Below are 12,611 nucleotides of genomic sequence, written 5' to 3'. Positions count from 1 at the left end.
ATATGACCAGAATTGCAATCATGGTTGGGTATTTAACAGCCGTGGCCCCGTCACGTCAAGCATTCGGCGCAGGTCAGTTGCCCGTCACATGCGCCGCGGCGCGCCGTGGCAACCGGACCGATTCGATGAGCGTCACCGCCAGCAGCGCGCCGAGCACCAGGAACGTCACCGAGTACGACGCGAACTGGCTCACCAGCAGGGCAGCCACTGCGACCCCCAACCCGGCGGCAAGCTCCTGCACCGAGGCATTCAGGGTATTGGCGTGGGTGAGTTCGTCCCCCTCGACATCGGAGAACGCCAGGCTGTTGTAAGCGGTGAACCCGATCGAGCGCAACGCACCGCTGACGTACAGGATGACGCCGATGAGCACCACCGGCATCCCGGGCGCCACCAGCGCCAGCAGGCCGAAGCATGCCACCGAGGCGATGCCGTTGACCACCAGCACGGTGCGGATACCGAAACGGCGCATCAGCGGCGTGGTGGCGGGCTTGATGGTCAGGTTGCCCGCGAACAGCACGGCGACCATCAACCCGGCCCGCAACGGCGTCCAGCCGAACTCCAGCACGAACTTCAGCGGCAGCAGGAACGGCACCGCGGTGATCACCATCCGGTACAACGAACCGGCCGTCACCGTGATGCGCAACGTCCGCACCCGCAGCACCGGCAAGGTGATCAGCGGCGTCGCCGCCCGCAACAGGTGCCACACCGCCAGGCCCAGCAGCACCACCGCGCCCGTACCGCAGGCCGCCACGAGCAGCCAGTCGGTCCCGGTGACCCGGATGCTCTCCAGCGCGATCAACGCCGCGGCGATGCCGCCGCCGAGCAGCAGCATGCCCGGCCAGTCCAGCCGGCGCGTGGAGTCGACGGGACCGCCGCGAACCAGCTTCAGCGCCAATGCGAATCCGATGATGCCCAATGGGATGTTGACGGCGAAGATCCACCGCCAGCTGCCCACCGTCGCGATCGCCCCGCCGAGCACCGGCGCCAGCACCGGCGCCGTCAACGCCGGCCAGGTCAGCAGCGCGATGGCACGCACCAGATCGGATTTGGTGCTGCTCCGCAACACCGCGAGCCGCCCGACCGGAACCATCATCGCCCCGCCGATTCCCTGCGCCACCCGCATCGCCACCAGCATCGGCAGCGAGGTGCTCAGCGCACAGCCCACCGAGGCCAGCGTGAACACCACGATGGCGGCCAGAAACACCCGGCGCACCCCGAACCGGTCGGCCAGCCATCCGGTGGCCGGGATCAGCACGGCCACGGTCACCAGGTAGGCGGAGATGGCGACGTTCACGTCGACCGCGCCGACGCCGAACGAGGAGGCGATCAGCGGGATGGCCGGGGTGATGATCGTGGCGTCGAGGATCTCCATGAACATCGCGCCGGCCACCAGCAGGGCCATGCCCTGCGGGAAGGACGACGGAGTCCGGGGCGCGTGCACGGCAGAAATCTATCCGCAGTCCTGCGGCTTGCGCACATCCAGCGGCGGTGAGCGCCGGTAGATGTGCGCAAATCGCACCGGTACATCGCGGTCGAAGACGCTCGCCCGCTTGGACCATGACTGTGATCGAGGAGATTAAAATCGCCGGTCCCCGAACGGTTGCCAGTCCCGCGACGCGCTCACAGCATCGATGAGATGACGTTTCGTGCTACCGCACCGGCAGGTGAGCCGCCGCCCGGTCCCCAGGTCCTGCACCGGGCGATCGCCATCCTCACCGTCGTCGGCGAATCCGCGGATCAACTCACCCTGACCTCGATCGCCGCCCGCACCGGTCTGCCGCTGAGCACGGTCTACCGCCTCAGTCAGGGGCTGCTTCACGGCGGACTGCTGGAGCGTTCCGACGACGGTGAGCGCTATCGGGTGGGCAGCGGAATGGTCGCGCTGGCGGCACCGGCCCTGCACCGGCTCGACGTGCAAACCCTGGCCCCCCATCTGTATTCGCTGGCCACAGACATCGAGATCACCGCGAATCTGGGACTGCCCGAGGACGATGAGGTGGTCACCGTCTGCTCGGCCCGGCCGGCGCGCAGATTCTGCGGCAATCAGCTGCCGGGTATGCGGCAGCCGCTGTCCGACAGCGCCATGGGGATGGCGATGCTCGCGTTCACCCGTACGCCCGCGGCGGCCGGTCTGGAACGCGTACGCCGGCTCGGCTACGCCGACAGCAGCGGACCGCAGGGCACACAGGTCCGCGCCATCGCGGTACCGATCTTCGGGGGCGACGGCCAGGTGTGGGGCGCGCTCGGCGTTCAGGCCATGCGCCGCAGACTGACCGACGACCTGGTCCGTGACATCGTGCCGCGAATGAGACAGCGCGCCGACCGCATCGGTTCCCGGCCCGACAAAAGCTCACGCTGATCTTCTCTCACATCGTGAAAGCCGTGTTCCCGGTGCGGCTGGTGCTGCCGATCATGGACAGCACCAGCCCACAGCCAGCGAGGAAAGAGAACACGATGAGCATCGCCATCGAAACCGGCAACGTCGAAAAGCACAACGCAGCACCAGAGTTCGCGGCCGCGCCGCTGATCGCACCGGTGGCCGGCCAGATCGGGGCCGACGTCGCCGGCGTCGATCTGCGCCGGCCGCTGACCGCGCAGCAGGTGGCGGACATCCGGGCCGCGCTGCACCGCTTCAAGGTGCTGTTCTTCCACGACCAGCAGATCGGGCACGCCGAACAGATCGCGTTCACCTCCCGGTTCGGTGTGGTGACACCGTCGCATCCCTACGATGACGAAGCGCCCGAGGGCTTTCCGGAGATCCTGGCCGTCGACAGCCGCAAGTACGCCGAACGGTTCGGCAAGGTCAGGTACAGCTACGACAACAAGTGGCACACCGACGTCACCGCGCTGATCAACCCTCCCGCCGCCACCGTGCTGCGCGCCGACCTCGTGCCCGCGCAGGGCGGCGACACCCAGTGGACCAACCTGGCCGCCGCGTACCGCGCACTGCCCGAATCCCTGCAGCGCCTGGCCGACGGGCTGCGCGCCGAACACCGGTTCGGTGGGCGTCATCCGCAGTGGTCACACGACAGCAGCTACGCCCAGAAGACTCGGACGAACCCGATCGTCACCGAACATCCGGTGGTCCGGGTGCATCCCGTGACCGGGGAGCGATCCTTGTTCGTCACACCGGGTTTCACCTCCCGAATCGTCGGGCTCTCACCGTCGCAGAGCGACCGGCTGCTGGACCTGTTCTTCGAGGAGGTCACCAATCCGGCCCATACGGTCCGGTTGCGTTGGCGTCCGGGCACCATCGCGTTCTGGGACAACCGGGCCACCGCGCATCTGGCCCCCACCGATCTGGACGACCTCGAGACCACCCGCGTGCTGTACCGGACCACGCTGGAGGGCGATGTCCCGGTCGGCCCGGACGGGCAGCCGTCGACATCCATCGCGGGCAGTGAGTTCCGCGGTGCAGCCCTCAGCGGGAACTGACGTTCGCCCTTTGCATTCCGGGCGAGGGAAAGGGTTCAGCGCGCACACGCCCGCTGCCAGCATGGGATCCGGCCGAACTCAGGGGGACACAGAATGAGACACAGATCGACCAGAACACTCTTCGCCGCACTGGGCATGGTGCTGGCACTGTGCCTGGCGGCATGTGGTGGCTCCGATCGGGGTGCGCAGACCGCGGACGGCAAGACCGTGCTGCGCTACCAGGGCTGGACCGGGGAGGTCGAATTCCATGAACTGGCCGAGGCACTCGGCTACTACGACAAGGTCGAGCTGGAATGGGTGGGTGACACCACCAGCGGCCCGCAGGACATCCAGTCGGCGGCCACCGGCGAGATCGAGTTCGGATCGGCCTTCAACGGCGCGGTCGTGAAACTGAACGCGGCCGGGGCCGACATCACCTCGGTGCTCAGTTCCTACGGTGCCGACGACGAGGAGTTCACCGGCTATTACGTTCTGCAGGACAGCCCGATCCGATCCGCGCGAGATCTGATCAACAAGAAGGTCGGGATGAACACCCTCGGTGCCCACCACGAGTTCCTGACCCGGGAGTGGTTGGCCAAGGAGGGCCTGACCCCCGACGAGATCAAAACCGTCACGCTGACCGTGGTGCCGCCGGTGAACACCGAACAGGCGTTGCGGGAAGGGCAGATCGACGTCGCCGCGCTCAACGAGATCTACCGGGAGACGGCGCTGGAACGCGGCGGCATCCGGCCACTGTTCACCGACAAGGCCCTCTTCGGCGCCTTCAGCTACGGCACCTATGTGATGCGCAACGATTTCATCGCCGACAACCCGGAGGCCACAGCCGATTTCGTGCAGGGCACCGCGCGCGCCATCCGGTGGACCCAGGTGACCCCGCGGGACGAGGTGCTGGCCAAGTTCCGGGAGATCATCCACGCGCGCAAACGCAACGAGAACACCAAGTCCGTGGACTACTGGCGCAGTCCCGGCGTGCCGGTGGCGGGCGGGGTGATCGCCGACCGGGAGTTGCAGACCTGGATCGACTGGCTGGTCCGCAACGGTGAACTCGACGAAGGCCGACTGACGGCCGGCGATCTCTACACCAACGAGTTCAACCCGTACGCCAACGGGAGCTTCCCCGAGGGCAGCGGGCCGGACGGACAACCCCTGGCGGCGGCGAAATGACACCGAAGCTCAGCTTGCAGCAGGTGACCAAGGAGTTTCCGATCCGCGGTGAGGACACCGTGCTGACCGCGATCGAGGACATCACCATCGACCTGGCCGACGGCGAGTTCCTGGTACTGGTGGGCCCGAGCGGCTGCGGAAAATCCACGCTGCTGGACCTGTTGGGCGGGCTCACCACCCCGACCTCGGGCCAGATCCTGCTCGACGGCCGGCCCATCACCGGCCCGGGCCTGGACCGCGGCATCGTGTTCCAGCAGTATGCGTTGCTGCCCTGGCGTACCGCCCGCAAGAACATCGAATTCGGACTGGAGGCAAAGGGATTACCGGCCGCCGAGCGCCGGGAACGCGCCGAGCACTATCTGGAGCTGGTCGGCCTGCGCAGTTTCGCCGACCGCTACCCGCACGAACTGTCCGGAGGGATGAAGCAGCGGGTGGCGATCGCCCGCAGCCTGGCCTTCGATCCGGAGGTGTTGCTGATGGACGAGCCGTTCGCGGCGCTGGATGCCCAGACCCGGGAGTCGTTGCAGGACGAACTCTTACGCATATGGGAGGCCACCGGCAAGACGATCCTGTTCATCACGCACGGGATCGACGAGGCGATCTACCTCGGGCAGCGGGTGGCGGTGTTGACGTCGCGACCCGGACGGATCAAGAACGTCGTCGACGTCACCATCGACCGCAGCGTCGAGGACGTCCGTTCGGATGCCGGATTCCGGTCGCTACGGCATCACATCTGGACGTTGTTGCACCACGAGGTGGAACGCGCCCGCACCGAAGAACTCGAGGCACCCACCCCGAACAGCGCAGCAGCCGACAGTGAGGTCTCACATGTCTAGCACCGTCATCGCCCCGGTCGCACCGCCCACCCCGGCGTCACCGTCGCCGGCCGCCCCGCCGACCTCCCGCGGGCTCGGCAGCTCGGCCGGAGCACTGGCGTGGCGCCTCTTCAAACCGGCGGCCGCCATCCTGGCATTCCTGGCGGTGTGGGAGATCGCACCGCGAATCGGTCTGGTGGACAAGGTCTTCCTGCCACCGTTCAGCCAGGTCGCTGAGACGTTCGTCCGGCTCGTCGTCAACGGGCAACTCTGGGAACACGTGTCGGCGAGCCTGTCGCGGGCGCTGCTCGGGTTCGTCATTGCGGTGGCGGTGGCGATTCCGCTGGGCATCGCGATCGCCTGGTACCGCCCGGTCGCCGATTTCCTCAACCCCATCCTGGAGCTTTTCCGCAATACCGCCGCGCTGGCGTTGCTGCCGGTCTTCATCCTCATCCTGGGCATCGGGGAAACCTCCAAGGTGGCGCTGGTGGTGTACGCCTCGACCTTCCCGATCCTGCTGAACACCATCTCCGCGGTGCGGACCGTGGACCCGCTGCTGATCAGGTCGGCCCGCTCGCTGGGCCTGTCCCCCATCCGGCTGTTCCAGAAGGTGATCCTGCCCGCCTCGGTGCCGACCATCTTCACCGGTCTGCGGATGGCGGCCGCATCGTCGATCCTGGTGCTCATCGCCGCCGAGATGGTCGGCGCCAAGGCCGGACTGGGCTATCTGATCACCGCCTCACAGCTCAACTTCCAGATCCCGGAGATGTACGCCGGGATCGTCACCATCGCCCTCGTCGGGCTGGCGTTCAACGGTGTGCTGGTGGCGGTGGAGCGACGGCTGTCGCGCTGGCGGATCAACAACTAGCCGGCGCATCCCCAACGATAAGGACAGTATGTCAAAGCAGTTGCATCTCAACGCATTCCTGATGGGAGTCGGGCACCATGAGGCGGCCTGGCGTCATCCCCGCACCGACTCCCGCAATGTGCTGAGCGTGACCCATTTCCAGGAGTTGGGCCGCATCGCCGAACGCGGCAAGCTCGACTCGGTATTCTTCGCCGACGGTCTGGCGGTCGGGCCGCGCGTCAAGCACAACACCCAGGCCGTCTTCGAGCCGATCACCCTGCTGACCGCGATCGCGTCGGCGACCGAGCGCATCGGTCTGATCGCCACCGCCTCGACCGGTTATCACTCGCCGTACACGCTCACCCGCAGCTTCGCCTCGCTAGATCACATCAGTGGTGGGCGGGCCGGTTGGAACATCGTCACCTCGGCCGGCGCGGACGAGGCGGCCAACTTCGGGCTGGACGACATCCCCGATCACGCCGGACGGTACCGACGCGCAGCGGAATTCGTCGACGTCGCCACCGCCCTGTGGGACAGCTGGGATGACGACGCGATCGTGCTGGACCCGCAGACCGGGGTGTTCGCCGACCCGGACAAGGTGCACAGCATCGATCATGACGGCGCGCTGTTCCGGGTGAAGGGACCGCTGAACTCTCCGCGCTCGGCGCAGGGCCGACCGCTGCTGGTGCAGGCCGGATCATCGGAGAGCGGAAAGGACTTCGCCGCCCGGTACGCCGAGGCCATCTTCACCGCGCAACGCACGGTCGACGACGGTGTGGCGTTCTACCGGGACGTGAAGGCGCGTGCCGTCGCGTACGGCCGCAGCGCCGACGAGATCAAGATCCTGCCCGGCATCGTGCCCTACATCGGCCCCACCGAGCAGGCGGCCGCGGAGCTGGAACAGCAGTTCACCGACCTGATCTCCCCGGAGTACTCGCTGCGCCAGCTGTCGAGCATGCTCGGCGTCGACCTGACCGCGCACGCGCTGGACGCTCCGTTGCCGCCCCTGCCGCCGATCGAGCAGATCGAGGGCAACAAGAGCCGGTTCCAGTTGGTCAAGGAGCTTGCCGAGCAGGAGGCGCTGACCGTCCGGCAGCTGATCGCCAAACTGGGCGGTGGACGCGGGCACCGCACCTTCGCGGGCACCCCCGAACAGGTGGCCGACAATCTGCAGGAATGGTTCGAGGCCGGAGCCGCGGACGGCTTCAACGTGATGCCGCCGTATCTGCCGGGCGGGTTGGAGGACTTCGTCGAGCAGGTGGTGCCGATCCTGCAGCGGCGGGGACTGTTTCGCACCGAGTACCGCGGCAGCACCCTGCGTGAGCACTACGGTCTGCGCCGCCCGCCGAGCCGGTTCGCACCGGCCGGCCGGCACGCCGCCGAAACGAGCGCATGACCTCCGGGGCCGCGCTGCGCCCCTTTGTCAACACAGTCTTCGTCCCTTCGGCGATTTTCGGCGTGGGGCAGGGCGCGGGGATCCCGGTGGTGGCGCTGCTGGCCCGCGAACTCGGCGCGTCGGTGGGCGTGGCGGGGCTGATCGTCGCCTTCGTCGGCCTCGGATCGGTCCTGGGCGATCTGCCGGCCGGTCGGTTGGTGGCCCGGTTCGGAGAACGCCGGGCCATCATCGTGGGCTCGGCGATCGGCGCCGCGGGGGTGGCGCTGTCGGCGGCGGCGTGGACCCCCGCGGTGCTGGCGGTGGGCGCGACGCTGACCGGGTTGTCCACCGCCGTGTGGGGTCTGGCCCGGCAGAGCTATCTCGCCGAGGCCGCGCCGGTGCACATGCGGGCCAGGGCGATGGCCACGTTCGCGTTGATGTGGCGGCTGGGGATGTTGGTCGGCCCGTTCGTCGGGGCCGGTGCGATCCTGGTGATGGGGTTGCGCGGAGGGCTCGCCGTGCAGTGCGCCGCTGTCCTGCTGTCCGGTTGTCTGCTGGCCCGGGTGCCTGATCCGAGACGGCCCCCGGATGCCCCGGCCGGCGGGGTGTCCGTCGTCGCCGTCCTGCGGGGGCACCGGAACCTGTTGGCCACCTTGGGAACCGGCTCGCTGCTGATGGGCGCGGCCCGCGCCGGACGCGATGCCGCACTACCGCTGTGGGCCGACCACATCGGGCTCGCTGCGGCTGCGGTGTCCCTGGTGTACGGCATCGGCGCCGCGTTCGACCTGGCGTGTTCCTATCCGGCCGGGCAGTTGATGGACCGCTACGGCCGACGGGCACTGGCGGTGCCCTCGCTGCTGGTGATCGCCGCGTCGTTCTTCGCGCTGCCGTTCAGCCATTCGTTCTTCTCGATCGCCGTGGTGGCCGCCGTCATGGGGATCGGGAACGGACTGGGCAACGGCGTCATCATGACCTTGGGCGCCGACGTCGCCCCCGCCGCGACCCGGGCCGAATTCCTGGCCGCGTGGCGGCTCGCCCACGACACCGGAATGTTCCTCGGCCCGCTGTCCCTCGGCGCCGCGGCGGTGGCGGCTCCACTCGGTTTCGGGCTCGCCGGACTGGGCGTGATCGCGCTGACCGGGGCGGCGATGATGTGGCGCCATATCCCGCGCTACGTGCCCTGGCCCCCGGTGATTTGCGCACATTCACCGGCGGTGAGCGCCGGTGAATGTGCGCAAATCGCTAGGGAGTGACCTCGTTGAGCTTCCCGGTCGCGACGTCGAAGACGAAACCGCGCAGCGACTCGTGCTTGGTGACGAACGGGCTGGCCTCGATGCGGCGTAACGACTGCCGCACATCCTCTTCCAGATCCGGGAACGATTCGGCCGCCCACTGCGGTTTCAGTCCGGTCTCGTCCTGGATGGCGCGCTTGAACTCGTCGTCGGTGAAGGTCAACATGCCGCAGTCGGTGTGGTGGATCAGGATGATCTCCTTGGTGCCCAGCAGCCGTTGACTGATCGCCAACGAGCGGATCTCGTCGTCGGTGACGACACCGCCGGCGTTGCGGATGACGTGCGCCTCCCCGTCGCCGAGACCGAGGATTCGGTACACGTCGAGGCGGGCGTCCATACAGGCCACGACGGCGACGTGCTTGCTCGGCGGCAGCGGCAGCGGCCCGGTGAAGGTCTGCGCGTACACCTCATTATTGGCCAGGTACTGATCGGTGACAGACATAGGCGGCAGAGTAGGCCCAGCCGACCCCGTCGTCAGCCCTTCCGCGCGACCGGACGCAAACTCTCCCATGTCGAGGGCGAGTTCGCGTCCGCACGCGGGTCAGGAGGTGAGGTCGTAGACGACCGCACCACCGACCTCCCGCTTGGTGAAGTTCTGCTTCACCCATTCGGTGATCTGCGTGCCGGCGTCGTCGCCTTGCCGCCCGGGCGGGCCGAAGCGCTCCCCCGCGATGAAGTAGCGCACATCCCCGTCGGCCACGTACTGCTGGAACTGCTGCAGCGTCGGCGCGTTGTCCCCTCCGGAGAATCCGCCGATAGCCATGACCGGTTCCCCACTGTCGAGCTGCAGGTCTCCGGCCATCATCGATCCGACCGTCGCTGCAGCCCAACGGTTCTCGACACCGCTCAGCAATTCGGAAAGGGCAGCCCGATCCACGCGCGGTCCGCCCGGCCCGCCGGGCCCACCCGGCCTCGGCCCGAAGTCACGCTGGCCGGCCGGCCCCGACATCGCCATCGGTCCGCCGCTGGCGCCGTCGGCCACGGTCGCCACCGCCCAGGCTGCGCTGCCCCCGGCGCCGGCCAGCAGCGCGAAGGCCAGCACGACGGAGGCCGTTCGACCCTGCCGGTGCGCACCGAACAACAAGGCCACCGCGGCCGCCACCGTGACGGCCAACACCGTCCAGCGCAGGACCGGCCACCAGTCCGGGGCGCGCGACAGCAGGACGAATGCCCACCCACCAGAGGCGGCGACCATCACCGCCGACACCAGACGGGCCGCCGGCTGCTCCCGCTGCCGCCACAGTTGGGCACCCGAAATCCCGACCAGGGCAGCGGTCGCCGGTGCGATCGCCACCGTGTAGTACGGGTGGATGATGCCGTCCATGAAGCTGAACACCACCCCGGTGACCAGCAGCCAGCCACCCCACATCAACGCCGAGGCGCGCAGCATGTCGGTGCGCGCCGCACGCCGGGTCAGCCACAGCACCGCCGTCAACCCGATCAGCGCCGCCGGCAGTAGCCAGGATGCCTCGGCGCCCATCGACTGACCGAACAGCCGCCCGATACCGGGGTCGCCGCCGAAGAACAGGTTGGCCCCACCGCCGGGACCGCCCGGACCGTGCGGTGGGCCACCAACCGGACCAACACCGGGCCCACCGGTTTCGCCCTGTCCGATGATCCGATCGATCCCGTTGTAGCCGAACGCCAACTGCAACAAGCTGTTGTCGGTCGACCCACCGATATAGGGCCGCGCATCCGCCGGCCACAGGCCGACCAGCGCGATGTACCACCCCGCCGACAGCACTGCCGCCGTCGCCGCGACGGCCAGCGAACCGAGCCGCTTCCACAATGAGGTCGGTGCGGCAATCAGGAAGACCAGCCCGAAGGCGGGCAGCACCAGGAAGGCCTGCAGCATCTTGGTCAGGAACGCGAACCCGACCGCACACCCGGCCAGTGCCATCCACCGCGTTCCGCCCCGCTCGGTGGCACGCAGCGTGCAGTACCCCGCCACCACCAGCAGTAACACCAGCAGCGCGTCGGGATTGTTGTAACGGAACATCGATGCTGCGGCCGGGGTGATCGCCAGCGCCGCACCGGCCACCAGACCGGCACCCGGCCCGCTGTATCGTCGCACGGCGAAGTAGAGCACCGCGACCGCCGCCACGCCCATCAGCGCCTGGGGCAGCAACATGGTGAACTCGTTGAAACCGAACAACCTGCCGGACAACGCCATTGCCCACAGCGCTGCGGGCGGCTTGTCCACCGTGATGGCGTTGCCGGCGTCGAAGGACCCGAACAGCCAGGCCTTCCAGTCCTGGGTGCCGGCCTGCGCGGCGGCCGCGTAGTAGCTGTTGGCCCAACCCGCGGAGCCCAGGCCCCACAGGTAGAGCACGGCGGTTCCGGTCAACAACGCCAGCAGTCCCGGACGTTCCCAACGCCGCCGTGGCGCACTCGGCGCCGCACCGGTGGACAGTGTGTCGGCGGTCAAAGTCATGGCAATCCTTTGCGAAAGTAGCGGTGTCTCAGCGGGCAGGATGAAAAACCCAGCCGCGCAACAAGATGAAACGGACAGCGGTGGCCACCAGGTTCGCGATCACCAGCACCGTGGTCTCGATGGCCTGGCCGGGTTCATCGGATACGGCGTGCAAACCGGCCAGTGACCCGCTGGTGATGGCCAATGCGATGGCGAACACGAGCAACCCCTCGAAGTGGTGCCGGGCCACACCGCCGGCACCACGCACACCGAAAGTGAACCGCCGGTTGGCGGCGGTGTTGCCGACAGCGGTGATCAGCAGTGCCGCGAGATTGGCGAGTTGAGCTCCCAGCAGTCCGTGCAACGTGAGGAACAGCGCCAGGTAGGCCGCGGTGGACAGCACGCCGACCGTGGCGAACCGCACACCCTGGCGCAGCAACGAATTGGGGGCGGCAGACCGTCGTGAACCGAGCTGTGCGGCAATGGTATTGATCGGGATGGACCCGCCGGCGAAACCGCGGAGCAGCCGCCCGATGCCCAGCAGATCGGCCTTGGCGGTCGCGACGATGTCGACACGGCTGTCCGGGTCGTCGACCCAGTCCACCGGCACCTCGTGGATCCGCAGCCCGCTGCGCTCGGCGAGCACCAGCAGTTCGGTGTCGAAGAACCATCCGGTATCGGCCACATACGGCAGCAGCTCGCGCGCGACGTCGGAGCGGATCGCCTTGAATCCGCACTGCGCGTCCGAGAAGCGGGCATGCAAGGTGGATTTCAGGATGAGGTTGTAGCATCGCGAGATGAACTCCCGCTTCGCGCCCCGCACCACCCGGGAACTCTGATTCAGCCGGGTGCCGATCGCCAGGTCGGAATGCCCGGAGATCAGCGAGGCGAGCAGTGGTGCCAGAGCGGCCAGGTCGGTGGACAGGTCGACATCCATATATGCGAGCACCGGGGCGTCCGAGGCACTCCACACCGCGTGCAGAGCACGGCCCCGGCCCTTCTCCTCCAACCGCACCACGCGGACCTCGGCCAGTTCGGCGGCCAGCTCCGCGGCGATGCGCGGGGTGTCGTCGGTACTGGCATTGTCGGCAATGGTGATTCGCACCGCGAAGGTGAAACTCTCCTGCAGGTGCCGGTGCAGCCGGCGCACCGAGTTCTCCAGGGCGGCCTGCTCGTTGAATACCGGGACCACGATGTCGACCACCGGAGTGTCGGTGGCACGGGCGAGCAGGACGGCATTGGGGCGTGCTGCGAAGACGGTGTCGGCCAT

The 12,611-nt window shown here is 68.1% G+C and carries 11 protein-coding genes; 7 read left to right on the top strand and 4 right to left on the bottom strand.

The annotated features are described in order from the left end of the window. Window positions 1–73: 73 nt before the first annotated feature. Entirely contained in the window at window positions 74–1,402 is a 1,329-nt protein-coding gene (locus tag V4U86_RS07080; RefSeq protein ID WP_395311947.1) for an MFS transporter, read from the bottom strand. Window positions 1,403–1,636: 234 nt separating this feature from the next. Between V4U86_RS07080 and V4U86_RS07075 the strand changes: the two genes are divergently transcribed. The 7 genes from V4U86_RS07075 (at window position 1,637) to V4U86_RS07045 (ending at window position 8,889) form a co-directional block, all read left to right on the top strand. Then, window positions 1,637–2,359, top strand: coding sequence for an IclR family transcriptional regulator (locus tag V4U86_RS07075; protein WP_395310560.1), 723 nt, complete (start codon window positions 1,637–1,639; stop codon window positions 2,357–2,359). Window positions 2,360–2,412: 53 nt separating this feature from the next. Further along, complete coding sequence (locus V4U86_RS07070) at window positions 2,413–3,435, top strand: TauD/TfdA dioxygenase family protein (RefSeq protein ID WP_395311946.1); 1,023 nt, start codon at window positions 2,413–2,415, stop codon at window positions 3,433–3,435. Between the two features lie 93 nt (window positions 3,436–3,528). Next, window positions 3,529–4,599, top strand: a complete 1,071-nt coding sequence (locus tag V4U86_RS07065; protein WP_395310559.1) for an ABC transporter substrate-binding protein — start codon at window positions 3,529–3,531, stop codon at window positions 4,597–4,599. After that, window positions 4,596–5,435 (top strand): ABC transporter ATP-binding protein, encoded by an 840-nt coding sequence (locus V4U86_RS07060; protein WP_395310558.1) that lies wholly within the window; start codon window positions 4,596–4,598, stop codon window positions 5,433–5,435. The genes V4U86_RS07065 and V4U86_RS07060 overlap by 4 nt, the downstream gene beginning before the upstream one ends. Continuing rightward, window positions 5,428–6,282, top strand: a complete 855-nt coding sequence (locus tag V4U86_RS07055) for an ABC transporter permease (RefSeq protein ID WP_395310557.1) — start codon at window positions 5,428–5,430, stop codon at window positions 6,280–6,282. The genes V4U86_RS07060 and V4U86_RS07055 overlap by 8 nt, the downstream gene beginning before the upstream one ends. Before the next feature lie 28 nt (window positions 6,283–6,310). Beyond that, the gene (locus tag V4U86_RS07050; protein ID WP_395310556.1) at window positions 6,311–7,657 is read left to right on the top strand and encodes an LLM class flavin-dependent oxidoreductase; all 1,347 of its coding nucleotides are present in this window, start codon (window positions 6,311–6,313) and stop codon (window positions 7,655–7,657) included. Beyond that, the gene (locus tag V4U86_RS07045; RefSeq protein WP_395310555.1) at window positions 7,654–8,889 is read left to right on the top strand and encodes an MFS transporter; all 1,236 of its coding nucleotides are present in this window, start codon (window positions 7,654–7,656) and stop codon (window positions 8,887–8,889) included. Before V4U86_RS07050 ends, V4U86_RS07045 begins: the two co-directional genes overlap by 4 nt. Here V4U86_RS07045 and V4U86_RS07040 read toward each other — a convergent pair. From V4U86_RS07040 to V4U86_RS07030, 3 genes are all read right to left on the bottom strand, one after another. After that, on the bottom strand, window positions 8,879–9,370 hold the full coding sequence (locus tag V4U86_RS07040; RefSeq protein WP_395310554.1) for a beta-class carbonic anhydrase: 492 nt from the start codon (window positions 9,368–9,370) through the stop codon (window positions 8,879–8,881). The two genes, V4U86_RS07045 and V4U86_RS07040, sit on opposite strands and share 11 nt — an antisense overlap. Before the next feature lie 99 nt (window positions 9,371–9,469). Continuing rightward, window positions 9,470–11,362, bottom strand: coding sequence for an ArnT family glycosyltransferase (locus V4U86_RS07035; RefSeq protein WP_395310553.1), 1,893 nt, complete (start codon window positions 11,360–11,362; stop codon window positions 9,470–9,472). A 28-nt stretch (window positions 11,363–11,390) separates the two neighbouring features. After that, window positions 11,391–12,611, bottom strand: a complete 1,221-nt coding sequence (locus V4U86_RS07030) for a glycosyltransferase (RefSeq protein ID WP_395310552.1) — start codon at window positions 12,609–12,611, stop codon at window positions 11,391–11,393.

The sequence above is a fragment of the Mycobacterium sp. AMU20-3851 genome (assembly GCF_043974665.1).
GTDB lineage: Bacteria > Actinomycetota > Actinomycetes > Mycobacteriales > Mycobacteriaceae > Mycobacterium.
Note: the sequence above shows the minus strand (reverse complement) of the source record. Positions and strands in the feature narration are given on the sequence as shown.

What these genes read in the sequence shown, in the direction of transcription:
- V4U86_RS07080 (WP_395311947.1), bottom strand. Translation starts at nt 1,402, where the DNA reads ATGGCCCTGCTGGTGGCCGGCGCGATGTTCATGGAGATCCTCGACGCC.
- V4U86_RS07075 (WP_395310560.1), top strand. Translation starts at nt 1,637, where the DNA reads ATGACGTTTCGTGCTACCGCACCGGCAGGTGAGCCGCCGCCCGGTCCC.
- V4U86_RS07070 (WP_395311946.1), top strand. Translation starts at nt 2,413, where the DNA reads ATGGACAGCACCAGCCCACAGCCAGCGAGGAAAGAGAACACGATGAGC.
- V4U86_RS07065 (WP_395310559.1), top strand. Translation starts at nt 3,529, where the DNA reads ATGAGACACAGATCGACCAGAACACTCTTCGCCGCACTGGGCATGGTG.
- V4U86_RS07060 (WP_395310558.1), top strand. Translation starts at nt 4,596, where the DNA reads ATGACACCGAAGCTCAGCTTGCAGCAGGTGACCAAGGAGTTTCCGATC.
- V4U86_RS07055 (WP_395310557.1), top strand. Translation starts at nt 5,428, where the DNA reads ATGTCTAGCACCGTCATCGCCCCGGTCGCACCGCCCACCCCGGCGTCA.
- V4U86_RS07050 (WP_395310556.1), top strand. Translation starts at nt 6,311, where the DNA reads ATGTCAAAGCAGTTGCATCTCAACGCATTCCTGATGGGAGTCGGGCAC.
- V4U86_RS07045 (WP_395310555.1), top strand. Translation starts at nt 7,654, where the DNA reads ATGACCTCCGGGGCCGCGCTGCGCCCCTTTGTCAACACAGTCTTCGTC.
- V4U86_RS07040 (WP_395310554.1), bottom strand. Translation starts at nt 9,370, where the DNA reads ATGTCTGTCACCGATCAGTACCTGGCCAATAATGAGGTGTACGCGCAG.
- V4U86_RS07035 (WP_395310553.1), bottom strand. Translation starts at nt 11,362, where the DNA reads ATGACTTTGACCGCCGACACACTGTCCACCGGTGCGGCGCCGAGTGCG.
- V4U86_RS07030 (WP_395310552.1), bottom strand. Translation starts at nt 12,611, where the DNA reads ATGGCCGACACCGTCTTCGCAGCACGCCCCAATGCCGTCCTGCTCGCC.